The sequence below is a fragment of the Streptomyces sp. enrichment culture genome (assembly GCF_964272895.1).
Lineage (GTDB): Bacteria > Actinomycetota > Actinomycetes > Streptomycetales > Streptomycetaceae > Streptomyces.
In genome coordinates this window covers 2,600,919-2,624,308 of record NZ_OZ186832.1, presented here as the reverse complement: position 1 = coordinate 2,624,308, position 23,390 = coordinate 2,600,919, and the positions used below count along the sequence as shown (strand labels likewise).

The 23,390-nt window shown below is 72.9% G+C and carries 18 protein-coding genes; 11 read left to right on the top strand and 7 right to left on the bottom strand.

Annotated elements, in window-relative coordinates; genetic code table 11:
* Positions 1 to 109: 109 nt before the first annotated feature.
* The 4 genes from ACSU6M_RS11855 (at position 110) to ACSU6M_RS11840 (ending at position 4,343) form a co-directional block, all read left to right on the top strand.
* The gene (locus ACSU6M_RS11855) at positions 110 to 1,393 is read left to right on the top strand and encodes an MFS transporter (RefSeq protein WP_437069394.1); all 1,284 of its coding nucleotides are present in this window, start codon (positions 110 to 112) and stop codon (positions 1,391 to 1,393) included.
* A gap of 73 nt (positions 1,394 to 1,466) precedes the next feature.
* On the top strand, positions 1,467 to 2,405 hold the full coding sequence (locus ACSU6M_RS11850) for an EamA family transporter (protein ID WP_437069393.1): 939 nt from the start codon (positions 1,467 to 1,469) through the stop codon (positions 2,403 to 2,405).
* 87 nt (positions 2,406 to 2,492) lie between these two features.
* Positions 2,493 to 3,407 (top strand): DMT family transporter, encoded by a 915-nt coding sequence (locus ACSU6M_RS11845; protein ID WP_437069392.1) that lies wholly within the window; start codon positions 2,493 to 2,495, stop codon positions 3,405 to 3,407.
* Between the two features lie 15 nt (positions 3,408 to 3,422).
* Positions 3,423 to 4,343 (top strand): LysR family transcriptional regulator, encoded by a 921-nt coding sequence (locus ACSU6M_RS11840; RefSeq protein ID WP_437069391.1) that lies wholly within the window; start codon positions 3,423 to 3,425, stop codon positions 4,341 to 4,343.
* A gap of 153 nt (positions 4,344 to 4,496) precedes the next feature.
* On the opposite strand, the gene ACSU6M_RS11835 is transcribed toward ACSU6M_RS11840, so the two are convergent.
* Both ACSU6M_RS11835 and pepN (ACSU6M_RS11830) read right to left on the bottom strand, forming a co-directional pair.
* Entirely contained in the window at positions 4,497 to 5,747 is a 1,251-nt protein-coding gene (locus tag ACSU6M_RS11835; RefSeq protein ID WP_437069389.1) for a M14 family zinc carboxypeptidase, read from the bottom strand.
* A 262-nt stretch (positions 5,748 to 6,009) separates the two neighbouring features.
* Positions 6,010 to 8,595, bottom strand: coding sequence for an aminopeptidase N (gene pepN, locus ACSU6M_RS11830; RefSeq protein WP_437069387.1), 2,586 nt, complete (start codon positions 8,593 to 8,595; stop codon positions 6,010 to 6,012).
* Positions 8,596 to 8,782: 187 nt separating this feature from the next.
* Between pepN (ACSU6M_RS11830) and ACSU6M_RS11825 the strand changes: the two genes are divergently transcribed.
* Positions 8,783 to 9,253: a DUF1203 domain-containing protein gene (locus tag ACSU6M_RS11825; protein ID WP_437069386.1), complete on the top strand. Its 471-nt coding sequence runs from the start codon at positions 8,783 to 8,785 to the stop codon at positions 9,251 to 9,253.
* Here the strand turns inward: ACSU6M_RS11825 and ACSU6M_RS11820 are convergent.
* Positions 9,250 to 10,272: an aspartate-semialdehyde dehydrogenase gene (locus ACSU6M_RS11820; RefSeq protein WP_437069384.1), complete on the bottom strand. Its 1,023-nt coding sequence runs from the start codon at positions 10,270 to 10,272 to the stop codon at positions 9,250 to 9,252. The two genes, ACSU6M_RS11825 and ACSU6M_RS11820, sit on opposite strands and share 4 nt — an antisense overlap.
* A 395-nt stretch (positions 10,273 to 10,667) precedes the next feature.
* Between ACSU6M_RS11820 and ACSU6M_RS11815 the strand changes: the two genes are divergently transcribed.
* Positions 10,668 to 11,207 (top strand): RNA polymerase sigma factor, encoded by a 540-nt coding sequence (locus ACSU6M_RS11815; protein WP_437069382.1) that lies wholly within the window; start codon positions 10,668 to 10,670, stop codon positions 11,205 to 11,207.
* Position 11,208: 1 nt separating this feature from the next.
* A complete protein-coding gene (locus ACSU6M_RS11810) occupies positions 11,209 to 11,985 on the top strand; it encodes a hypothetical protein (protein WP_437069381.1) in 777 nt (258 codons plus the stop codon).
* 61 nt (positions 11,986 to 12,046) lie between these two features.
* On the opposite strand, the gene ACSU6M_RS11805 is transcribed toward ACSU6M_RS11810, so the two are convergent.
* On the bottom strand, positions 12,047 to 15,346 hold the full coding sequence (locus ACSU6M_RS11805) for a S8 family serine peptidase (protein ID WP_437069379.1): 3,300 nt from the start codon (positions 15,344 to 15,346) through the stop codon (positions 12,047 to 12,049).
* Between the two features lie 179 nt (positions 15,347 to 15,525).
* A complete protein-coding gene (locus ACSU6M_RS11800; RefSeq protein ID WP_437069378.1) occupies positions 15,526 to 16,062 on the bottom strand; it encodes a CGNR zinc finger domain-containing protein in 537 nt (178 codons plus the stop codon).
* A 120-nt stretch (positions 16,063 to 16,182) separates the two neighbouring features.
* Between ACSU6M_RS11800 and ACSU6M_RS11795 the strand changes: the two genes are divergently transcribed.
* The 4 genes from ACSU6M_RS11795 to ACSU6M_RS11780 all read left to right on the top strand — a co-directional run bounded on the left by ACSU6M_RS11795 (position 16,183) and on the right by ACSU6M_RS11780 (position 19,319).
* Positions 16,183 to 16,635, top strand: a complete 453-nt coding sequence (locus tag ACSU6M_RS11795) for a VOC family protein (protein ID WP_437069376.1) — start codon at positions 16,183 to 16,185, stop codon at positions 16,633 to 16,635.
* Between the two features lie 19 nt (positions 16,636 to 16,654).
* The gene (locus ACSU6M_RS11790) at positions 16,655 to 17,542 is read left to right on the top strand and encodes a pyridoxamine 5'-phosphate oxidase family protein (protein WP_437069374.1); all 888 of its coding nucleotides are present in this window, start codon (positions 16,655 to 16,657) and stop codon (positions 17,540 to 17,542) included.
* A gap of 9 nt (positions 17,543 to 17,551) precedes the next feature.
* Positions 17,552 to 17,995 carry an NUDIX hydrolase gene (locus ACSU6M_RS11785; protein ID WP_437069372.1) on the top strand — a complete coding sequence of 148 codons (444 nt, stop codon included), beginning with the start codon at positions 17,552 to 17,554 and terminating at the stop codon, positions 17,993 to 17,995.
* Between the two features lie 142 nt (positions 17,996 to 18,137).
* Positions 18,138 to 19,319: a serine hydrolase domain-containing protein gene (locus ACSU6M_RS11780; protein ID WP_437069370.1), complete on the top strand. Its 1,182-nt coding sequence runs from the start codon at positions 18,138 to 18,140 to the stop codon at positions 19,317 to 19,319.
* An 82-nt stretch (positions 19,320 to 19,401) separates the two neighbouring features.
* On the opposite strand, the gene ACSU6M_RS11775 is transcribed toward ACSU6M_RS11780, so the two are convergent.
* Entirely contained in the window at positions 19,402 to 20,442 is a 1,041-nt protein-coding gene (locus ACSU6M_RS11775; protein WP_437069368.1) for a hypothetical protein, read from the bottom strand.
* A 216-nt stretch (positions 20,443 to 20,658) separates the two neighbouring features.
* Positions 20,659 to 23,253, bottom strand: coding sequence for an aminopeptidase N (gene pepN / locus ACSU6M_RS11770; protein WP_437069366.1), 2,595 nt, complete (start codon positions 23,251 to 23,253; stop codon positions 20,659 to 20,661).
* Positions 23,254 to 23,390 lie beyond the last annotated feature (137 nt).

Sequence of the window (23,390 nt, the reverse complement as noted above, 5' to 3'; positions counted from 1 at the left end):
GAGCTAAGTCTCTTGCAAATGAGTTGCTTAGCGCTAAGCTACTTTCCACCAAGTCACTTCCCGGTGAGCCGTCTCGCCGGGCACGGGCACCGGCACACCAGGGGGCGTCATGCGGCAGAAGGACCAGCGGACAGCGGGAGAGTGGGCGCTGCCCCTCGCCGCCGCCGTCAACGGGATCGGGATGGGCATGTACATCCCGTTCACCCTGGTGTTCTTCCACTACGTCACGGGGCTGTCCTTCGCCGTCGTCGGCGCGGTCCTCACGGTCACCGGTCTCGCCGGTCTCGGCGCGCTCCCCGTCGCCGGGGCGGCGATCGACACCTACGGCGCCAAGCGGGTGCTGTACGCGCTCTACGGTGTGCGGGTCGCCGGCTTCGCCCTGTACCCCTTCGCCCAGTCCCTGGCCGCCTTCGCCGCCGTCGCCCTCGTCACCGCCGCCGCCGACCGGGCCTTCCCGGCCGTCAACCAGTCGCTGATCGGCGAGGTGGCCAGGGGAGAGGGGCGCGACCGGCTCCAGGCATCCACCCGCGCGCTGCAGAACGGCGGCAACGGCGCCGGAGCCCTGCTCGCCACGTTCGTCATCGCCTTCGCCGGCCCCGCCGGATACACCTACACCGCCTGGGGCAACGCCCTGGCCTTCGCCCTCGCCGCGCTGCTGGTGCGCCCGCTGAAGCCGGTCCGCTCCGACCGGGCGGCCACCGCGCCCCGCGCCGGAGCCGGTTACCGCCTCGTGCTCGCCGACCGGCCCTTCCTCGTCGTCACCGGCGCCAACTTCCTCAACGCCCTCAGCTACTCCGCCCTGTCGGTGCTCTTCCCGCTCTTCATCGTGCAGTGGCTCGACGGCCCGGCCGTCCTCACCGGCTCCGCCTTCACCGTCAACACCGTGCTGTGCGCCCTCGCCGGGGTCTACGTCGGCTCCCGCGTCCGGCGGACGGGCGCCCGGCGCACCCGGGCCGCGGCACTGGGCGGGGGACTGTTCGCCGCCGCGTTCGCCGCGAACATCGTGCTGGGCTCGCTGCGGCCGCAGAACGACACCGTGCTGGGCACCGTCCTCGTCGCCGTCGTCGTCCTCTACACCCTGGGCGAGCTGATCCACAGCCCGGCCGCCGAGGTGCTCGCCGTGTCGGCGGCGCCCGAGGAACTGCGCGGGCGGTACATGGCGGCCTACCAGATCTCCTGGTCCCTGGCGAAGGCGGTGGCGCCCTCGCTGTTCACCTTCCTCCTCGCCCTCGACGGCCGCGCCCCCTGGGCCGTGCTCATCGCCACCTCCGCGCTCGCCGCCGCCCTGCTCATCCGCGTCGAACGCCGGCTCCCGGCCGAGGCGGTCCGCCCGCTGCCGGTGACGGTCGCCCGCGGCGCCGAGCCCGCGAAGCCCGCGCCCCTCGCCGCCTGACCCCCGTACTCCCCGACGGCCTCCCCGCGGCCCTCCTCGCCCTCACCCCTCGTACGCCCGAAAGGACCCGGTCATGAAGCGGTCCGCCACCGTGCTGCTCACCGCCCTCGCCCCGATCTCCTGGGGCACCACCTACGCGGTCACCACCGAGTTCCTCCCGCCCGACCGCCCCCTGTTCACCGGCCTGGTGCGGGCCCTGCCCGCCGGACTGGTGCTGCTGGCCCTCGCCCGGGTGCTGCCGCGCGGCGCCTGGTGGTGGAAGGCGGCGGTGCTCGGCGCCCTGAACATCGGCGCGTTCTTCCCGCTGCTGTTCCTGTCGGCGTACCGCCTGCCCGGCGGCATGGCCGCGGTCGTCGGCTCGGCCGGCCCGCTCTTCGTGGTCGGACTGTCGGCGGTGCTGCTCGGTCGGCGGGCCACCGTGCGCTCGGTGCTCGCCGGGATCGCGGCGGCGTTCGGGGTGAGCCTGGTCGTGCTGAAGGCGGCCGGCGCGCTGGACCTCGTCGGCGTGCTCGCGGCCGTCGCCTCCACGGCGTCGATGTCCACCGGCACCGTGCTGACCAAGAAATGGGGACGCCCCGACGGGGTCGGCCCGCTCGCCCTGACGGCCTGGCAGCTGACCGCCGGCGGACTGCTGATCGCCCCCGTCGCCCTGCTGGCCGAGGGCGCCCCGCCCGCCCTCGACGCCCCCGCGGTCGGCGGCTACCTCTACCTCGCCCTGGGCAACACGGCGGTGTCGTACTGGCTCTGGTTCCGCGGCATCGGCAGCCTCAGCGCCACCCAGGTCACCTTCCTCGGGCCGCTCTCCCCGCTGACCGCGGCCGTGGTCGGCTGGGCCGCCCTCGGCCAGGCGCTCACGCCGGTGCAGATCGCGGGCATGGCGCTGGCGTTCGGGGCGACGATCGCCGGACAGCTCGGCGGGAAGCCCGCGACGACCGGAGAATCGTTCAGCAAGTCTGAACGGAAGCCTCAAAAAGTTTCGATGGACGTGACAGGTCCCGCGCTGCGACGGTAGACGGCGGCGGCAGCCGAAGGCCGGCGGCGGCAGCCGCGAGCCGGCAGCGGCAACCGCGCCGCCGCCCACCCCGCAGAAAGGACCTCCGTGGCCACAGCCACCCACCCGAAGACCACCACCACCTCCCGTACGAGCCCGAGGACGGCCGCCCCCGTCCTCGGGCTCGCGTGCGCCGCGCTCGCCACCGTCGTCTGGTCCGGCAGCTTCGTCACCTCCCGCGGCCTCGCCGACAGCGTCCCTCCCGTGCAGCACGCCTTCTGGCGCTGGGTGGTGGCGCTCGCCGTGGTGGCCCCCTTCGGTGCGCGGCAGGCATGGCGGCAGCGGGCCCTGATCCGGCGTCACCTCGGCTTCGTGCTCCTGGCGTCCTTCCTCGGGGTCGCCCTCTACAACACCCTCGTCAACCAGGCCGGGCTCACCACCCCCGCCGCCACCATGGGCATGATCATGGCCGCCTCCCCGGTGCTGATGGCCCTCTACGAGCGCGCGGGCGGCGTCCGCCTCGGAGCGCGCCGGGTCACCGGGCTGCTGACGGCGTGCACGGGGGTGCTGATCCTGTGCGGGGGGACCTCGTTCGGCGCGGGCGACCTGTGGATGGTCGCCGCGATGCTCGCCTTCGGCTCCTACAGCGCGCTGCTGCGCCGCCGCCCCGCCGGACTGGGCGGCACCGCCTTCCTGTTCACCACCTTCCTGTGCGGCACGCTGATGCTGCTGCCCGCGCAGGCGGCCAGCCTCGCCGTACAGGGCGGCTTCACGCCGTCGTACGGCACCGTGCTGCCCCTGCTGTACGTCGGGATCGCCTCCTCCGCCGTCGCGTTCTTCGCCTGGAACCGGGCGGTCGCCCTGGTCGGCCCCACCCGCGCCGGGGTCGTGTACTACCTCCAGCCCGTGTGCGTGGCCCTGCTGTCCTGGGCGGTGCTCGGGGAGTCCCTCGGGCCGCGCCAGGCGCTGTGCATGGCGCTGATCCTGGGCGGTGTGGTGCTGGGCGCGGCGGCACGGCGGTGACGTAGGTTGCGGGCCATGGCCGAGTGGGACATCCGGAAACTGCACATCCTGCGCACCCTGCGGGAGGTGGGCACGGTGACCGGCACGGCCCAGGTCCTGCGGATGACCCCGTCGGCCGTCTCCCAGCAGCTCACCGGCCTCGCCAAGCAGCTCGGCGTCCCCCTGCTGGAGGCCCAGGGGCGCCGGGTGCGCCTGACCGACGCGGCCCGGCTGGTGCTGCGGCACGCCGAGGCGGTCTTCGAGCAACTGGAGCGCGCCGACGCGGCGTTGGCGGCCTATGTGCACGGCGAGGCCGGCGAGGTCCGCATCGGCGCCTTCTCCACCGCCGTACCCGCCCTGGTCGTACCGGCCGTACGGGCGCTGCGCTCGGCGGCCCCCGGCGTGACCGTACGGGTCCGGGAGGCGGAGGCCGCCGAGGCGTACGACCTGCTGGGCGCCGGCGAGGTCGACCTCGCCCTGTCGCTGGCGGCCCAGGCGCCCACCGCACGCGACGCCCGCTTCCTGCTGCACCCCCTGCTCGCCGACCCCCTCGACGTGGCCCTCCCGCCCGGCCACCCCCTCGCCGCCGCCGACCCCCTGCACCTGGCCGACCTCTCCGCCGAGCCCTGGATCTTCGGCGGCAGCGGCCCCTGGTCCGACATCACCCGCACCGCCTGCGAGTCCGCCGGCTTCAGCCCCGCCCAGGCCCACTCGGCCTCCGGCTGGACCGCGATCCTGGCCATGGTGGAGGCCGGGATGGGGGTCGCCCTGGTGCCCCGGATGGCCGTCGTACGCCGCGACGGCGTGGTGATGCGGCGGCTGACCGGCGAACCTCCCGTGCGGCACGTGGTCGCCGCGGTGCGGCGCGGCGCCCGTGAGGCCCCGGCCCTGTCCCGCGTGCTGGCGGCCCTGCGCACGGCGTCGGACGACCCGGCCCGCGCGACGGACCGGGCGTGACGGGGTCGGGGGCGGAAGCCGTGTGACCTCTGCGTGCGGGGCGGAAAGGCTGAGTACACCCGTACGTGGGGATCCGCGGCGAACGGGTTCACCGGCCGGGGCGGGAAAGTGACCGCCCTCACAGCGCGTCCGCCCCGCCCCCGGCGCCCGTCCTCACTCCTCCGCGCCGCACACCCTCCGGCCGATGTCCAGCATCGTGCGGACATGCAGTCCCGTCTGCGCGGACAGCGGCACCCAGCGCGGCGCGTACGTCTTCTCCAGTTCCCGGCTCCACTCGCGCACCAGGTCGCCCAGGGCGTCGGCGGTGTGCGGGTCGGTGGGCAGGAGGGCGCGGCGCATCATGGCGGCGGCGCGCAGCGGGATGCGGCGGGCGGCGATGCCGAGGGTGGAGAAGTGGCCGCGGGAACCGGCGCGTTCCTCCTCGGCCCAGGTGGCGGCGACCGAGGGGGCCACCGCGACCAGCTCCAGCGCGGCGTCCCGCAGCGGGGCCAGTTCCTCCGGGACCGCGTGGGCCTGCGGCAGGACGGCGGCCAGCTCGCGGGTGCGGCCGGTGAGCACCTCGCCGACCCGGGCGACCGCCCGCTCCGGCACCGGCTCCGGCCGGGGGTCGCTCACCGCGGCGACTCCCCAGGCGGGCGCCTCGATCAGCGTGGTGAGGGTGCCGTACCGGCGCGGGTACAGCCAGGTGCTCTCGGCGACGAAGCCGCTGGGGTCGCGCTCGCTGCCGGCCCGGTCGGCGGGCAGCAGCAGCACGCCGGGCCGCTCGGGGCGCCAGTCGGGGCCGTCGCAGGGGTGGTCGTCGAGCGGGACGTCCAGCAGCGCGGCGGTGCGCCGGAACGCGGCGACGGCGCCGGGCAGCTCACGGGTCATCATGGCGAAGGCGCCGCCGAACTCGATGCCGTGCAGCGTGAACTGGGCGGCGGGACGCAGCTCGTCGAGGAGCCGGACCAGAGCCGCGGACTCGGGCAGCGGCGCCCGGTGCTCGCCGGGCGCGGGCAGCGACTCGGGCTGGCGGGCGAACGCCGGCCGGTACAGCCGCAGATGGCACTCCTCCAGGGAGGGCGTCGGCTCCTCGGGCTGCCAGCCGTGGGCGAGGTGGGCCCCGTCGGGGTCGAGGCAGAGCAGGAAGTGCCATGAGCAGCCGAGCCGCCGGAGCAGCTGCGGCCGTCCGGCCAGCACACGGGCCAGCCGCAGCGCGGACGCCCCGCCCACGGGTTCGTTGGCATGCGCGCCCGCCACGGTCAGCAGGTGTCTGTCCCCGTGGCCGGCGGTCAGCAGCCACAGCGGGCGGCCGGCCCGGCTCTCGCCGACGGCCCGCAGGCTCATCACGCCGGGCGCGGCGGCGGCCAGCGCGCGGGCCTGCCGCTCCAGTTCGGCCACGGCCGGATACGACGAAGTCCGCACGCCGGCGCTCCGCTCAGGCACCCTGGGAGTTGCTGTCCCCCGTGGTCTCCTTCTTGTCCAGCGGGCGGATCACGATCTTCTCGGCCATGTGAACTCCCCTCCTCGCACAGCGGTCACCAGCGCATCCGACGGAGCAGGAGCCCCGTGGCGCTGCTTCCCGCCAAGCATCGCCGCAGTCGACGCCGGTATCAAGAGCGGGTGTTCGAGAGTCGGTGGAACCCAGGGGCGCCCGTGACAGGACGGGCACCCCGGCCCCGGTCCGCTACTGCTGCGCCGCCGCCGCCGCCGCGTCCGCGGCCTGCGCCCTGAGCGCCCGCTCGACACCCGAGCGGGACTCCGAGACCAGGCGGCGCAGGGCCGCGCCCGGCTCGGCGGACGCCAGCCAGGCGTCCGTGCGGTCCAGGGTGTCCTGGGAGACCTGCACCGACGGGTACAGGCCGACCGCGATCTGCTGGGCCATCTCGTGCGAGCGGGACTCCCACACGCCCTTCACCGCGTCGAAGAACTTCTCGGTGTAGGGGGCGAGCAGCTCCCGCTGGTCGGTCTGCACGAAGCCGCCGATCACCGCCTCCTGCACGGCGTTCGGGAGCTTGTCGGACTCCACGACCGACGCCCACGCCTCCGCCTTGGCCTCCGGCGTCGGACGCGCGGCCCGCGCGGTGGCCGCGTGACGCTCACCGGCCGCCGTCCTGTCCCGCTCGTACTCGCTCGCGATCTCCGCCTCGTCGAACCGGCCGACGGCCGCGAGGCGCTGCACGAACGCCCAGCGCAGCTCGGTGTCCACGACCAGGCCCTCGATCGACTGCGAACCGTCCAGCAGGCCCTCCAGCAGGTCCAGCTGCTCCGGCGTACGGGCCGTCGCCGCGAAGGCGCGCGCCCACGCCAGCTGGTGGTCGCCGCCCGGCTCGGCCGCGCGCAGGTGGGCGAGCGTGGCGTCCGTCCAGCGGGTCAGCAGCGCCTCGCGGGCGGTCGGGTCGGCGTACAGGTCGATGGCGAGCTTCACCTGCCGCTGCAACGACTGCACCACGCCGATGTCGGACTCCTTGCCGATGCCGGACAGCACCAGGGACAGGTAGTCGCGGGTGGCGAGCTCCGCGTCCCGCGTCATGTCCCAGGCGGACGCCCAGCACAGGGCGCGCGGCAGGGAGGCGTCGAAGTCGCCGAGGTGCTCGGTGACGAAGGCCAGCGACTCCTCGTCCAGGCGGACCTTGGCGTACGACAGGTCGTCGTCGTTGAGCAGCACGACGGCCGGGCGGCGCCGGCCCACCAGCTGCTCGACGGCCGTCAGTTCGCCGTCCACGTCCAGCTCGACGCGGTCGGAGCGCACCAGCTTGCCGGACACCTCGTCGAGGTCGTACAGGCCGACCGCGATGCGGTGCGGGCGCAGCACCGGCTCGCCCTTGGCACCGGCCGGGAGCGCCGGGGCCTCCTGGCGGATGGCGAAGGAGGTGATGACGCCGTCGGCGTCGACGGAGACCTCCGGTCGCAGGATGTTGATGCCGGCCGTCTCCAGCCACTTCTTCGACCAGGTCTTCAGGTCGCGGCCGGAGGTCTCCTCCAGGGCGCCCAGCAGGTCGGACAGGCGCGTGTTGCCGAACGCGTGGCGCTTGAAGTACGCCTGCACGCCCCGGAAGAACTCGTCCTCGCCGACGTACGCGACGAGCTGCTTGAGCACGCTCGCGCCCTTGGCGTACGTGATGCCGTCGAAGTTGACGAGCACGTCGTCCAGGTCGCGGATGTCCGCCATGATCGGGTGCGTGGACGGCAGCTGGTCCTGCCGGTACGCCCATGTCTTCATCGAGTTGGCGAACGTCGTCCACGAGTGCGGCCAGCGCGACTCGGGGTGGGCGGCCTGGCAGGCGATCGACGTGTAGGTGGCGAACGACTCGTTCAGCCACAGGTCGTTCCACCACTCCATGGTGACCAGGTCGCCGAACCACATGTGGGCCAGCTCGTGCAGGATGGTCTCCGCGCGCACCTCGTACGCCGCGTCGGTCACCTTCGAACGGAACACGTACTGGTCGCGGATGGTCACCGCGCCCGCGTTCTCCATCGCGCCCGCGTTGAACTCCGGCACGAAGAGCTGGTCGTACTTCTCGAACGGGTAGGCGTAGTCGAACTTCTCCTGGAACCACTCGAAGCCCTGCCGGGTCACCTCGAAGATGGCGTCCGAGTCCAGGAACTCGGCGAGCGAGGGGCGGCAGTAGATGCCCAGCGGCACCGACTGGCCGTCCTTCTCGTACACGCTGTGCACCGAGTGGTACGGGCCCACGATCAGCGCGGTGATGTACGTCGAGATCCGCGGCGTCGGCGCGAACACCCAGACGTTGTCCTTGGGCTCCGGGGTCGGCGAGTTGGAGACGACGGTCCAGCCCTCGGGCGCCTTCACGGTGAACTGGAAGGTGGCCTTCAGGTCCGGCTGCTCGAACGACGCGAAGACCCGCCGGGCGTCCGGCACCTCGAACTGGGTGTAGAGGTACGCCTGGTCGTCGACCGGGTCGACGAACCGGTGCAGGCCCTCACCGGTGTTGGTGTACGCGCAGTCCGCGACCACCCGCAGGACGTTGCGGCCCTCGAGCAGGTCCGGCAGCGCGATCCGGGAGTCCTTGAAGACCTCCGCCGGGTCGAGCGCGTCACCGTTGAGCGTCACCTCGTGGACGGCCGGCGCCACCAGGTCGATGAAGGTCTCGGCGCCGCCCCGGGCGACGTCGAAGCGCACCGTGGTCACGGACCGGTAGGTGCCGCCCTCCTGCGCCCCGGACAGGTCGAGATCGATCTCGTACGAGTCGACGGTGAGCAGCTCCGCCCGCTGCTGCGCCTCTTCGCGAGTCAGGTTTGTGCCAGGCACGCGGTCATCTCCTCAGTGCACCTCGTCTGTGTCGGTCCGGTCATCCTTCCATGCGGACGGTCCGATCCGGGAAGGCCGAGGGCCCGCCGCGGGCGACCCGAGGGGAAACCCTCTGCCGGGGAAGCACGGGGAGCGCCATGTCCGTATTCCGCCGGTACGCAGCCCACCCCCGCGCGAGCCTGAGGGCATGACGACGTACATCGCACGGCCGATCGAGCCGACGGTCCTGAAGGAGCTGCGCTCCGCCGACGACCTGGGACGCGAGACGGTCCCCGTCACCGACGAGGAGGGCGGCGCCCCGCTGCGCTGCTGCCTGCGCCACAGCCGGGCGGGGGAGCGGATCGCCCTGGTCTCCTACGCCCCGCTGCGCCGCTGGGCCGCCGGCACGGGCGCGCGTCCGGGGGCGTACGACGAGCAGGGCCCCGTCTTCATCCACGCGCAGGAGTGCCCGGGCCCGCAGGGCGGCGCCCTGCCCTTCACCAACGCCCACCGGGTGCTGCGGCGCTACTCCGCCGACGGGCACATTCTCGGCGGGGAGCTGGTGGAGGACGGCTTCGAGGACGGGCTGCGCAGAGCGTTCGACGACCCGGCCGTGGCGCTGGTCCACGTCCGGGCCGTCGAGTACGGCTGCTTCTACTACGAGGTGCGCAGGCCCTAGCGGTTGCTGCGCAGCTCCTCGGCGACCAGCTCCGCGATCTGCACCGCGTTCAGCGCGGCGCCCTTGCGGAGGTTGTCGTTGGAGATGAACAGGGCGAGGCCGTGCTCGACGGTCTCGTCCTGGCGGATGCGGCCGACGTAGGAGGCGTCCTTGCCCGCCGCCTGGAGCGGGGTCGGGATGTCGGTGAGGACCACGCCGGGGGCGCCGGCGAGCAGCTCGGTCGCCCGCTCGGGGCTGATCGGACGCTCGAAGCGGGCGTTGACCTGGAGGGAGTGGCCGGAGAAGACGGGCACGCGCACACAGGTGCCGGAGACCTTCAGACCGGGGATCTCCAGGATCTTGCGGGACTCGTTGCGGAGCTTCTGCTCCTCGTCGGTCTCGTTCAGACCGTCGTCGACGATGTTGCCGGCGAGCGGGAGCACGTTGAAGGCGATGGGGCGCTTGTAGACGCCGGGCTCCGGGAAGTCCACGGCCTCGCCGTCGTGGGTCAGCTTGTCGGCGTCGGCGATCACCTTCTGCGCCTGGCCGTGCAGCTCGGCGACGCCCGCGAGACCGGAGCCGGAGACCGCCTGGTACGTGGCGACGACCAGCGCCTGGAGGCCGGCCTCCTCGTGCAGCGGACGCAGCACGGGCATCGCGGCCATCGTGGTGCAGTTCGGGTTGGCGATGATCCCCTTGGGGCGGTCCTTGATCGCGTGCGGGTTGACCTCGGAGACCACCAGCGGCACCTCGGGGTCCTTGCGCCACGCCGAGGAGTTGTCGATCACGACCGCGCCCTGGGAGGCGACCTTCTCGGCCAGTGCCTTGGAGGTGGCGCCGCCCGCCGAGAACAGCACGATGTCCAGGCCGGTGTAGTCGGCCGTCGCCGCGTCCTCCACCGTCACGCCGTCCAGGACCGTCCCCGCCGAGCGGGCCGAGGCGAACAGGCGCAGCTCGTCGACCGGGAACTCCCGCTCGGCGAGGATCCTGCGCATGACCGTGCCGACCTGGCCGGTGGCTCCGACGATTCCTACCTTCACGGGGACTCCTCTGCGTGACGTTCCTGTGCGTGCCCGGACGGCCGGGACCCTTCCATCATGCGGGGGACCCCGGCGTTCGTGTCCAATCGTTTGCCCGAGGGGTGGACGATCACCCCTGTGATCCGTGCGTCCCGGTCGTCCGGTCGCCGACCGCGCGGGCGTGGAGAATTCCTTCCGAGATGCGGTAAGGGCCGGAAGTTGCGCCGACTCCACGCCGGGGGAGACAGGTTTTCGCCCAGCGCCTGAAGCCGCGCGCCCCCGCTCGGGGAGAGGCACCTCACCTCGGCGGTGGCTGCGGTGTGACGTACGACTCCCCGTCCGGCGCCCTTTTCCGCGATCGGTCCGAACGTTTCCGCCCCCGTCCGCGTCATAGGGGAAACGCGGCGAGGAGAGGGGTGGCTGTGCTGCGCAGAAAGGCCCGCCGCGGCCAGGGGGCGGACCACGGGGTGGACGACCCGCTGGACGCGGCGCAGGAACGCCGGGTGCGGGCGGTGCTCGCGCTCGGCGGGGTGCCGCAGGCGGACCTGATGGACGGGGTGCAACAGGTCCGCCTGCGGTTGCTGGAGCGGGCCGCGAGCGGCCGCGAGGCCCCGCGGGACGTCTCGGCGTGGGCGGCGGTGGTCGCCTCCAACCTCGCCATGGACTGGCACCGGGCCAAACGCCGCCAGGAGCGGCTCGGGGAGCGGCTGGCCTCCCTGCGCCAGCACGAGCACCCCTCCGGCGAGGACACCAGCCTGCTCTCCCTCGCCGTCGCGCAGGGCCTGGACGAGCTGCCCGACAACCAGCGGCAGGTGCTCGTCCTGCGCTTCTACGCCGACCTGCCCGTCCGCGGGATCGCCGAGGAGCTCGGCATCCCCGAGGGCACGGTCAAGAGCAGGCTGCACACGGCGGTACGGGCCCTGCGCGCCCGGCTGCACGAGGACGAGGTGGTGTGACGTGACCGTCGAACACGACAGCTTCGACGGAGGCGAGGGCCTCGACGGCGGCGGCCCCGACCCGCTGATGGCCGTCATCACCGGCGAACCGCTGCCGGACGAGGCCCGCGCCGACGCCGCCTTCCTGGCCGCCCACCGCACGGCCGAGGCCGATGTGGCGCTGCTGCGCGAGCAGTTGGGGCTGCTGGGACAGGCCCTGGCGGGTCCTGATCCCCGGCCCGCACCCCGGCCCGCGCCCGTCCCGGTCCCCGTGCGCCGGCGCCGCCCCTTCGTCCTCGGGGTCCGCGTGGTCGGCGTCGCCTGCGCCGTCGGCATGGTCTCCCTGCTGGGCTGGCTCGTCGTGCGGTCGGAGGACGGGATGGGCGCGGCCGACGGCGGCAGCTCGGCCGCCGGTCAGAAGAGCGGCGGCGAGGCCCTGCCGGACACCGGCGGCGGGCAGGACGTCACCGGGCACAGCGCCCCCGGCTACGTCGCCTGCGCCCGGCTCATCGTCGAGGGCGACGTCACCGCCGTGGACCCCGTCCCCGGCACCGGGCACGACAGCATCACCCTGCGCGTCACCCGGTACCTCAAGCCGGCCCGGGGCCAGTCCGTGATCAGCGTCGTCATGCCACGGGACGCGGATCCCCGGCTGCGCGTCGGCGACCACACGCTGATCGGCGTCCCGGCCCGCTCCGCCGCGCCCGACATCTGGAGCGTCGGCGCCGAGGACGTCGCCCGCACCCGCGCCTGGATCACCGAGGCGCTGCCGAAGTCCCGCGCGATCACCTGCCGGTGACCCACGAGAAAGGGGGCGGGCGCCCTCCCGGACACCCGCCCCCCACGGAAGCGTCAGGCCGTCACGGCGTGACCTTCTCGATCTTCACACTGCCCACGCCCGCGACCGTGCCGCGCGCGTTGACCAGCGACACCTGGCCGAAGAACTCCCGGCCCTCGGGCGCCGGGGCGGCCGCCGTGACGCTGCCGGAGACGGTCGCCGAGGCGCCCGTGCCCAGCTGGACCGCGCCGGTGCCGTCCACGGAGACGGAGCCCAGGGCGGCGGAGAAGAACACGTCACGGTAGTCGTAGGCGGTGGAGCCGGAGGGGACCGCGTAGCCCACGACCTTCACGGTGTACGTACCGGCGGCCGGCTTGGCGAGGGAGACGGACTCCTCCGAGTCGCCGTCCGCGTCGTTGCCGACCTCCTTGCCGGAGGCGTCGTACACGTAGAGGTCCAGGTCGGCCCCCGCGTCCGAGACGCCTCCGATGGCGACGTCCAGCGAGGTCGCGCCCTCGGGCACCACGACCGTGGAGGTGTGGGACTCGCCGGTCTTGATGGTCGGGCGGGCGGTCTTCGACGAGCCCAGCGGGCCGCCGACCAGCTTGCCGTCGATCGCGGCGAAGCTGTTGGTCACCTTCCAGGAGGCGGCGGCCGGGGTGCCGACCTTGGCCTCGGGCACGGTCACGGTCTCCGGCTCGAAGGCCGCGCCGAGGACGGCGACGTCCAGCGTGAACGGGTTGTCCAGCAGCGGCGAGGTGCGACGCGACTCGACCTCGATCTCCCAGACGCCGGGCTGCGGGTCGGCGTACGAGCGCACGTCGGGGCGGCAGCCGTTGCCGTTGTTGTAGTTGTTGTAGCAGTTCGGGGTGCCGGTCGGGTCGGACGGGACACCGTAGGGGTGGATGGCGATGAAGCGGGTCTGGCTCTTGTCGGCCAGGCCGCCGATCGCCACCTCCAGCGACTTCGCGCCCTCGGGCACGGTCACGAAGTAGGACTTGTGGCTGTTGCGCTGGACCGAGGAGGACGTCGACCAGGTGTGGTTCAGCGGCGCCGAGACCACGACCGTGGACAGGACCTGCTTGTCGATGCCCTCGGTGCGCGGGTCGTCGACCTCCAGGATCGCGCTCTTGATACCGGCGGAGCGCGGCGCGGCCTCGACCTTGACGGTGACCGGCTGGTTCAGCGGCAGGCTGACCTCGTCGGAGCCGACGATACGGAAGGTGCGGCCCGCGTTGTTCTCGAAGTGCAGCTCGTGCCGGATCGCACGGTCGGCGCCCGTCGTACGGGTGATCGTGATCTCGTACGTCTTCTTCTGGCCGGCCTTCAGGCCGCCCTCACGGTCGTAGAGGCCGGTGCCGTGGCCCGGGGTCTTCAGGAACTGGTCGATCGCGGTGTCGACCGGCGCCTTGACCGTGTACTCGTGGGCCTTGGCGCCGTCGAGGATCGCCTCCCAGGCGTCCTCGATGTTGATCAGGCCGGCGCCCTCCTCGTATGCCTGCACACCGGGGATGTGGTCGGCGGTCGAGGTCAGCGCGGTGCGCAGGGTGGCCGGGGTCAGCTCGATGCCCTTGCGCTTGGCGGCGGACAGCAGCAGCGCGGAGGCGCCGGCGGCCTGCGGGGAGGCCATCGAGGTGCCCTGGAGCATGGAGTAGCCGGGCGGCAGCTGGTAGCCCGCCTCGGTGACCGGGCCGCCGGGCGACCAGGTCTGGGTGGTGTTGATGGCGGCGCCGGGCGCGACCAGGGTCGGCGTGAACCCGCCGTCCTCACGCGGGCCGCGCGAGGAGAACGGCATCATCGCGTACGGCTTCTCCACGGCCGAGCCGTAGTTGGCGGCCCAGGTCTCCTTGGAGATGGAGGCGCCGACGGAGATGACCTTGTTCGCCAGGCTCGGGTCGCCGATGGTGTTGGTGCCGGGGCCGGAGTTGCCCGCGGAGATCACCAGCTGGACGCCGTACTCGTCGATGAGACGGGTGTAGAGCTCGGCGCGCGCGTTGTTGCCGTCGTTCAGCGCCGGCAGGCCGCCGATCGACATGTTGACGATGTCGACACCGCGCTTGGTGACGAGGTCGATCATGCCCTCGGTGAGCGCGACGTTGGTGCAGCCGCCGCTCCAGGTGCAGGCGCGCGAGGAGACCAGCTTGGCGCCGGGGGCGGCACCGTTCATCTCGCCGCCGAACAGGCCGTTGGCGGCGGTGATGCCGGCCACGTGGGTGCCGTGCGAGCCCTCGATGACACCGATGCTGACGTAGTCGGCCTTGGCGCCGGAGGCGTTGTAGACGACGTCCTTGCGGATCTCGACCACGAACGGGATGCGCTCGGCGATCGCGGTCGCCGGGTTGTCCGTGCCGAACCAGCCGACCTGGAAGCCGTCCTTGTACGGCTTCATGGCCTCGTCGTCGGTGAAGTCGAGGTTGTCGTTCAGGTCGACGCGCACGGTGCCCGCGGCGGCGTCGTACAGCACGCCCCAGACGTCCGTCTTGTCGCCGTCGCGGTTCATGTCCCCGTCCATGTCGCCGCCGATGGTGGCCGACTCGGAGAAGTAGTTGAACCGGTAGGAGCCCTCGGGCGCCTTGAACGTCTCGGTGCCCAGCGCCGGGGTGGTGATGGCGAAGGTGGGACCGGCCACCGAGGTGGTCATCCGGCGCCAGGTGCCGTCGCCGTCGGCGACCGGGTCGGTCGCGGTGACCCAGTCGACGATCTTGCGCTCGCCGGTGGTGGTCTTCTGCAGCGCGGGGTGGCCGAGGTCCACACCCGAGTCCAGGATGCCGATGGTGATGCCGCGGCCGTCCGCCTTCGGGTGGTCCTCGACGAACTCGACGGCACCGGTCTCGAAGGACGGGTTGTACGGGTTCTCGGCCGGGGTGTCCTTGCCCGGTGCCGGGTAGCTGCCCGCCGTGGCGGCCGGGGCGCCCTTGGAGCGGTCGGCGGCCGGGGTCGGGTCGTCCAGCGCGATCTCCTGGCGCAGGTCGATGCCGTGCACGGAGGAGAGCTTGGCGGCGGCGGCGATGGCCGCGTCCGCCTTCGCGGTGGGGACGGTGGCCCGGACGTAGCCGAGCTCGTCGTGGGTACGGCCCACCAGGCCGCCCTCGACGGAGTCCAGCTGCCGGGCGACCTGCTCGGTCTGGCCGGGCGCGGTCGCGACCATCATCGTGACCGTCTTCTCGCCGTCGGCCTTGGCCTCGGCGAGCAGGTCGGCGTCGTCGGTGCCCAGCTTGGCCTGGGCGGACTTGACGCCGGGGTCGGCGGCGGCGGGGCCGTTGTCGTCGGCGAAGGCGACGGGGATCGGCGCGCACAGAGCGGCCACCAGACCCGCGGCGACGGCTATGCGAGCCGTGCGTCTGGTGGCCGATATGGAGTCGCGCTGGGGGTGGTTGGTCATCGGCATCCCTTGCACGTAAAGGACGTAAAGGATCGAGCATCCGGAATGCGCTCCCGGACGACCGCTCAGCCTTACGCAAGGGACTGCTTTTTGGGGAGAGTTGACCGAACCGAAATGGATGTGTGGGGAAAACCCGCTATGCGGTGTGCGGTGATTGGTCCGCTGGCGTCCGTTTGCGCTCAGGTGTCCTTGCCGCGCGCGTAGTGCCGGGACGCCTTCGCGCGGTTGCCGCAGACCGCCATCGAGCACCAGCGCCGGGTGCCGTTGCGCGAGGTGTCGAAGAAGTGCAGGACACAGGCGTCGTGGGCGCAGGCGCGGATGCGGTCGGGTGCGGTGGCGAGCAGCTCCAGATAGTTGCGGGCGGCCAGCCAGGCCGGCCCCCAGGCGGGGTCGGCGAACTCGGGCCGCTCGCCGGGGCCGTCCGCGCCGAGGGTCGGCCGGATCCGCCCGTGCGCGAGCACCGCGTCCACCGCGGCGGCGCCCTCGGCGAGCGTGCCGTCCACCGCCGCCTTCAGCGCGTCCCGCGCCCGCAGGGTGTGCCCGAGGGTCGCCTCGTCCGCCGCGAACCGGTCCTCGAGCCCGTTCGCCGCCAGCCACACCGCGAGCCCGTCGGTGCCGGTCAGCAGGTCCTGGAGCTGCCCGTCGTGCACCCACCGGGTGTTCAGCAGGTCCAGGGCGAGCGGCTCGCCGGTGAGGGGGCGGGGGTCTGCGGGCATGTGGGGCTCCCTTCGCGCTAACCGCTCAAGAGTACGTGACCGGTTGACACCCCTCGATTCTAACCACTAATGTCATGAACACAGGTTAGAGAACATCTGAGCCAGCCGAAGGGGACAGCCATGACCAGCACCGCCCTGCACACCGGACACATCGGCCTGAACGTCACCGACCTCGACCGCTCCCTCGCCTTCTACCGGGACGTCCTCGGCTTCGCCCTGCTCGGCGAGGGCAAGGAGGAGGGCCGCCGTCATGCCTTCCTCGGCCAGGACGGCCGGCTGCTGCTCACCCTCTGGCAGCAGGCGGGCGAGCCCTTCGACACCGGCCGCGCCGGACTGCACCACCTGGCCTTCGAGGCGGAGTCCATCGACCGGGTCCGGGAGTACGAGCGGGCCCTGAAGTCCTACGGTGTCGACTTCGCCTACGACGGCGTGGTCGCCCACCGCGAGGGCGCCGCGTCCGGCGGCATCTTCTTCCACGACCCGGACGGCACCCGCCTGGAGATCTCCGTGCCGACCGGCGCCGAGGACGCCCCCGCGCCCGCCGAGTCCGCCCCCACCTGCGGCTTCTTCTAGAGCCTCGACCGGTGACGCCATGACCGTCTACCACGCGGGCTCGCGCGCCCTGCAGGACCGGCTCGGCGTGCGCGAACTCGCCGACCACGTCGGCCGCTCCATCGGACCCGGCATCAAACCGGTGGCCGCGGCCTTCCTGGAGCGCCAGCCGCTGCTGATCGCCGGAGCGGCCGACCCGGCCACCGGCACCGTCTGGGCCTCCCCGCTGACCGGCGAGCCCGGCTTCGCCCGCGCCACCGGCCCGCACACCGTCTCGGTAGCGGCCCGCCCCGGCCCGGCCGACCCGCTCGCCACGGCCCTCACCTCCCCCGGCACCCCCGTCGGCACCCTCACCCTCGATCCGCGCACCCGCCGCCGGATGCGTCTCAACGGCCGCATCCGGCCCTCCGTGCGCGGCATCGCGATCGACGCCGACCGGGTCTTCTCCAACTGCCCGAAGTACCTGCAGAAACGGGAGTCCTACGAGGTCGTGCCCGACCGCGCCCCCGGCCCCGCCCGGCACGGCACCGAACTGACCGGGGACCAGGCGGCGTTCGTCGCGGCGGCCGACACCTTCTTCCTGGCCACCGTCCACTCCGGCGGCGCCGACGCCAGTCACCGCGGCGGCAACCCCGGCTTCGTCGAGGTCGTCTCCCCACGCGAACTGGCCTGGCGGGACTACCCCGGCAACTCCATGTTCCTCACCCTCGGCAACCTCGCCGCCGACCCCCGCGCGGGCCTGCTGTTCCTCGACTGGACCCACGGCACCGCCCTGCGCCTGACCGGCGAGGCCCGCACCGACATCGCCGCGGACGGCACCCGCACGGTCCGCTTCACCCCGAGGGAGGTGATCGAGACACCCGCGGCCGTACCGCTGCGCTGGTCCGCACCGCTGTACTCGCCCGCCAACCCCGTACCGGCGCGCTAACGTCCCAGGATGCGAAGGAGATTGAGGGTGGCGGCCTACGCCGTGTGCGTACGGGACGGCCGGCTCCTGCTCGCCCGCTCGGCGAACGACGACGGTGTCCCGGAGTGGGTGCTGCCCGGCGGCGGCATGGAGCACGGCGAGGACCCCTACGACACCGTCCGGCGCGAAGTCGCCGAGGAGACCGGTTACCGCATCGAGGTCACCGGCCTCCTCGGCGTGCACTCCCACCGCCTCGAGCGGCCCCGCCGCCTGCGCCGCCCGGTCGACCACCACGGCGTGCGGATCGTCTACGAGGGGCGCGTGACCGGTGGCGAACTGCGCCCCGAGACCGGCGGTTCCACCGACCTCGCCGCCTGGCACGACCTCGGCGCGGTGCCGGACCTGCGGCGCATCGCGCTCGTCGACATCGCCCTGCGGCTGTGGCGCGAACGTCCGGCCGGGGGCAGGGGCTGACGCCCGGCGGCGATCGGCCGAAAGGCGCTCAACCGGGGCGAGGCAGGGCAACCTTCACCCCGCTTCCCGGGTTATTCCCCCCGACCGAGCCGATCTCCGGCCCGCCTCGACGGGCGGGGCCGGCGAGAAGGGGGAGCACGACATGACCGTACGAGCACGACGGACGCGCATCGCCCTGGTCGCGGCGACCGCCGCCGCCCTGTCCATGGCCCTGGCCGCACCTGCCCTGGCCGCACCCGCACACGCGCCCGCGTCCACCACCGCACGGCACCAGCGCCAGCAGGCGACGTACGACGCGATGCGCGCCGCCGTGCGCGACGGCGTCCCCGGCGTCACCGCCGCCGCGCGGGACGGCCGCATCACCTGGCGGGCGGCCGTCGGCACGGGCGACCTGCGCACCGGAGCGCCGCGTTCGGCGGCGGACAAGTACCGCGTCGGCAGCATCACCAAGACCTTCGTCGCCACCGTGCTGCTCCAGCTGGAGGCGGAGCGGCGCCTGTCGCTCGACGACTCCGTGGAGCGGTGGCTGCCCGGCCTGGTCCGCGGCAACGGCCACGACGGCTCCCGGATCACCGTGCGGCAGCTCCTCAACCACACCAGCGGGATCTACGACTACACCTCCGACGAGGACTTCGGCCGCACCTACTTCCTCAGGGACGGCTTCCTCAAGCACCGCTACGACACCCAGACCCCGGCCGGCCTCGTCGCCGTCGCGATGCGGCACCGGCCCGACTTCGCGCCCGGCACCGACTGGGGCTACTCCAACACCAACTACGTCCTGGCCGGCCTGGTCGTCGAGAAGGTCACCGGACGCCCCTACGGCGCCGAGGTCCGCGACCGGATCATCGAACCCCTCCGCCTGACGGCCACCTCGGTCCCCGGCACCCGCGTCACCCTCCCCGCCCCCAGCAGCCGCGCCTACGGCAAGCTCGCCGAGAAGCCGACCGGACCGACGTACGACGTCACCGAGCTCAACCCGTCCCTCGCCCACGCGGCCGGCGAGATGATCTCGGACTCGGCCGACCTGGGCCGCTTCTACCGGGCCCTGCTCGGCGGACGGCTGCTGCCGCCGGAGCAGCTGAAGGAGATGAAGACCACGGTGAAGGCCGACGAGTTCCCCGGCGCCCGCTACGGCCTCGGCCTCGTCGACCGCGAACTGAGCTGCGGCGTCCACGTCTGGGGCCACGGCGGCGGCATCCACGGCTCGATCTCGGAGGCGGTGACCACGGCGGACGGCCGGCACTCGCTCGCCTTCAACTTCAACGGCGACTGGGCGGGGGACAGCCAGGCCGTGATCGAGGCGGAGTTCTGCGGCGGCTCGTGACCCCCGCGGAGACATGAGGAGGGGCCGCCCGGTACGACCCGGCGGCCCCTCCTCTCCCCTCCTGATGCGGTCCCCGGCAGCACTACCGGGGCAGCACCACGACATACGCGGCCGGATCGCGGTCGCCGGACGCCATCAGCGCCGTACGCACCACGGTGGCCTGCTGCTCCATCGCGTCCCGCAGCTTCTTGGGCGTGACGTGCACGACCGTGATCCCGAGCCGCTCCAGGTGCTCGCGCTTACGGGCGTACTCCGACCACAGGGCGTCCTCGTCCTGGCGCGGAGCGCGGGTGTCGAGCTCCACGGCCACCGCCTGCTCGGGCCAGTAGGCGTCCACCCCGCCCAGGTGCGGGCCGCCCGGCAGCCGCAGGTCGACGTTCCACACCGGGTCCGGCAGGCCGTACTCGCGGACCATCCGGTACAGCCGGTCCTCCGCGATGGCCCGGCCCTCGGCGAGCAGCGAGTCCACCGCGTCCACCACGTGCGGGCGGCCCAGCAGCCGGGCCTGGTTCAGCTCGCGCACCACCGACGCCGGCTCGCAGTGGCCGCCGCGCACCGCCTCCGTCAGCAGCCGCCGCACCGCGCTCGCGTCCGACAGCCGGGCCACCGCGTCGGCCAGCGCCCGCGGCACCGGCGCCACCGGCAGCCCGGTGATCTGGCAGGGGACGGGCAGGGCGGGCGTGCGCACGATGCTGACGCAGCCCGTCGAGCGCAGCCGGCGCAGCCGCGGCACCAGGACGTCGATCCGCTCCAGGGCGGTCAGCGGCGGGGCGGCCGAGAAGCCGTGCAGGTTCAGCGCCGCCAGGCCGGTGATCATCGCCTCGGTGTAGCCGGGCCGGTGCGGCTCGTCGGCACCGGGCTGCGTCGGCACACCGGCCTTCGGCGTCTCGCGCGCCGTGTACAACAGCACCGCGTGCAGCCGCTCCTCGCTGGTCGGCGGGCCGGGGTGGAGCAGGAACACCCCCGGCAGGATCTGCTGCCAGGGTCCGCCGGCGCGGCACTGCTCGCTCACCTCTGCGGCCGTGACCCCGTGGCTGCGGAGCTGCGCGGCGGTCAGCACACGGCGGTGCACCTGGGACAGGTGGCGCAGGGGGCGGGGGGAGAGCGGGGTGTTGTGGTTCATGCCGGGGAGATTCCCGCCCCTGATCCCACCCTTAACCGCTGTTACACGCTCGTCGACAAATGCGGACAAGCCTGCACTAAAGGACGGGTGTTCGGGTGCCGAGTAGGCACGGAAAACCCCTGGTCCATTCGGGTGCGGACCAGGGGTTACGGGTTTCCGTGCCCGGATTCGGTAACGGTCACCGTCGGCCGAATCCATGGCCAGAGATCGCCCTCGTCAGTCCCCGGCCGCCGCCGCGTCGCACGCCTGGCCGCGCAGCGCGCGTGCCAGGTCGTCGCGGGACTCCAGGACCAGGCGGCGCAGGGCCGGGGCGGCGTCCGGGTGGGACTCCAGCCAGGCGTCCGTGGCCGCCAGGGTCTCCGGCGAGTCCTGGTAGGAGGGGAAGAGGCCGCGGACGACGTCCATGCCGATCTGGATCGAGCGCTCGTTCCACACCCGCTCGATCGCCGCGAAGTACCGGTCCGTGTACGGCGCCGTCAGCTGACGCTGGGACGGCTGCGCGAACCCGGCGATCGTCGCCTCCACCAGCGCGTTGGACAGCTCGTCGGACTCCACCACCCGCGCCCACGCCTGCGCCTTGACCGCCGCCTGCGGCCGCGCGGCCAGGAGGCGCACCTGGTGCCGCTTGCCGGAGGCGGTGTCGTCCCGCGCGAGCTCCTCGGCCAGCTCCTTCTCGCCGATCACCTCGTGCGCCGCGAGCGGCTCCAGGAACGCCCAGCGCAGCTCCTGGTCCACCTCCAGACCCGGCAGCGTCACCGTGCCGTCCAGCAGCGAGGTCAGCAGCTCGAACGCGGCCGGCACATCGGCCACCCGCGCGAAGAACCGCGCCCACGCCAGCTGGTGCTCACTGCCCGGCTCGGCGGCGTACAGCTGGACCGAGGCCAGCTGGGAGAGCTCCCGCCCGGCCTCCTCCCGCCGCTGCGGCGCGCTGTAGTGCACGGCCGCCGACTCCGCCCACGCGTGCAGCATCTGCAGCACGCCGATGTCCGTCTCCTGGCCCGCGAACTTCACCACCAGCGCGATGAACTCCCGCGCCGGCAGCAGCGCGTCCCGCGTCATGTTCCACAGCGCCGACCAGCACAGCGCCCGCGCCAGCGGGTCCGTCATGTACCCCAGGCTCCGCCGCAGCGCCGCCAGCGAGGTCTCGTCGAACCGCGTCTTGCAGTACGTCAGGTCGTCGTCGTTGACCAGCACCAGATCCGGCGCCTCGGCCCCCGCCAGCTCCGCCACGACCGTCCGCGCCCCGTCGACGTCCGTCTCCACCCGCGCGTACCGCTCCAGCGCCGGGTAGCCCTCCGCGTTCTCGGTCCGCCGGTACAGGCCGATCGCCACCCGGTGCGGCCGCAGCTCCGGGTGGGACTCGGGCGCCTCCTGCACCACCGCCAGCTCGTCGATCCTGCCGTCCGCCGTCAGCAGCACCTGCGGCGTCAGCGAGTTCACGCCCGCCGTCTGCAGCCAGGACCGCGCCCACGCGCCCATGTCCCGCCCGCTGGTCTCCTCCAGCACCGACAGCAGGTCGCCCAGGCGCGTGTTGCCGTACGCGTTGCGCTTGAAGTAGCGCCGCGCACCCTCCAGGAACGCGTCCTGACCGACGTACGCCACCAGCTGCTTGAGCACCGAGGCGCCCTTGGCGTACGTGATGCCGTCGAAGTTGAGCTTGGCGTCCTGGAGGTCACGGATGTCCGCGGTGATGGGGTGCGTGGAGGGCAGCTGGTCGGCCCGGTAGGCCCACGCCTTGCGGCGGTTGGCGAAGGTGATCCAGCCGTCGGTGAACCGGGTCGCGCCCACCAGCGAGAAGGACCCCATGAAGTCCGCGAAGGACTCCTTCAGCCACAGGTCGTCCCACCACTCCATGGTGACCAGGTCGCCGAACCACATGTGCGCCATCTCGTGCAGGACGACGTTGGCCCGCGCCTCGTAGGACGCCCTCGTCACCTTGCCGCGGAAGATGTACTCCTCGCGGAAGGTCACCAGACCCGGGTTCTCCATCGCGCCGAGGTTGTACTCCGGCACGAACGCCTGGTCGTACTTCCCGAACGGGTACGGGTAGTCGAAGTGGTCGTGGAAGAAGTCCAGGCCCTGCTTGGTGACCAGGAACACGTCGTCCGCGTCGAAGTGCGGTGCCAGACCCTTGCGGCACATCGCGCCCAGCGGGATCTCAAGCGTCGTACCGTCCTCGAACGTGCGCGTGTAGGAGTCCGTGACGTAGTGGTACGGGCCCGCCACCACACAGGTGATGTACGTCGAGATCGGCTTCGTCTCCGCGAACCGCCACACGCCGTCCGCCTGCCGGCCCTCCCCGTTGCTCCACACCGTCCAGCCCTCGGGCGCGCGCACCTCGAAGCGGAAGGGGGCCTTGAGGTCGGGCTGCTCGAAGTTCGCGAACACCCGGCGCGAGTCGGCCGGCTCGTACTGGGTGTAGAGGTACACCTCGCCGTCCTCGGGGTCGACGAAGCGGTGCAGGCCCTCACCGGTACGCGAGTAGGCGCACTGGGCGTCCACGACCAGCTCGTTGTCCGCGGCCAGGTCCTCCAGCAGGATCCGCGAGCCGTCGAACACCTCACCCGGGTCCAGATCCCGGCCGTTGAGGGAGACGGCCGTCACACTCGGCGCGATCAGATCCGCGAAGCTGCTCGCGCCGGGCTCGGCGCAGCGGAACCGGAGCGTCGTCACGGACCGGAACGTGCGCGGCCCGTCCCCGCTGTGCTCGCCCACCGCGGAACGCAGGTCGAGCGAGACGTCGTAGCCGTCGACGGACAGCAGCGCGGCCCGCTCCCGGGCCTCGTCGCGGGACAGATTCTCACCGGGCACGGGCGGTTCTCCCTCAGGGCGTCTCGAATGCTGAACAGGGCCGATCCTGCCATGTGCACCTGACACGCAACAGCAGGGAATGGGTGGGGCGACGACGGATGTTCCTCTGGACGTTGACCGGTGAAGCAACCCTCCTG

Excerpts from the sequence above, each read along its gene's own strand:
- ACSU6M_RS11855 (WP_437069394.1), top strand. The coding sequence starts at position 110 with ATGCGGCAGAAGGACCAGCGGACAGCGGGAGAGTGGGCGCTGCCCCTC.
- ACSU6M_RS11850 (WP_437069393.1), top strand. The coding sequence starts at position 1,467 with ATGAAGCGGTCCGCCACCGTGCTGCTCACCGCCCTCGCCCCGATCTCC.
- ACSU6M_RS11840 (WP_437069391.1), top strand. The coding sequence starts at position 3,423 with ATGGCCGAGTGGGACATCCGGAAACTGCACATCCTGCGCACCCTGCGG.
- ACSU6M_RS11825 (WP_437069386.1), top strand. The coding sequence starts at position 8,783 with ATGACGACGTACATCGCACGGCCGATCGAGCCGACGGTCCTGAAGGAG.
- ACSU6M_RS11805 (WP_437069379.1), bottom strand. The coding sequence starts at position 15,346 with ATGACCAACCACCCCCAGCGCGACTCCATATCGGCCACCAGACGCACG.
- ACSU6M_RS11800 (WP_437069378.1), bottom strand. The coding sequence starts at position 16,062 with ATGCCCGCAGACCCCCGCCCCCTCACCGGCGAGCCGCTCGCCCTGGAC.
- ACSU6M_RS11795 (WP_437069376.1), top strand. The coding sequence starts at position 16,183 with ATGACCAGCACCGCCCTGCACACCGGACACATCGGCCTGAACGTCACC.
- ACSU6M_RS11790 (WP_437069374.1), top strand. The coding sequence starts at position 16,655 with ATGACCGTCTACCACGCGGGCTCGCGCGCCCTGCAGGACCGGCTCGGC.
- ACSU6M_RS11785 (WP_437069372.1), top strand. The coding sequence starts at position 17,552 with ATGCGAAGGAGATTGAGGGTGGCGGCCTACGCCGTGTGCGTACGGGAC.
- ACSU6M_RS11780 (WP_437069370.1), top strand. The coding sequence starts at position 18,138 with ATGACCGTACGAGCACGACGGACGCGCATCGCCCTGGTCGCGGCGACC.
- ACSU6M_RS11775 (WP_437069368.1), bottom strand. The coding sequence starts at position 20,442 with ATGAACCACAACACCCCGCTCTCCCCCCGCCCCCTGCGCCACCTGTCC.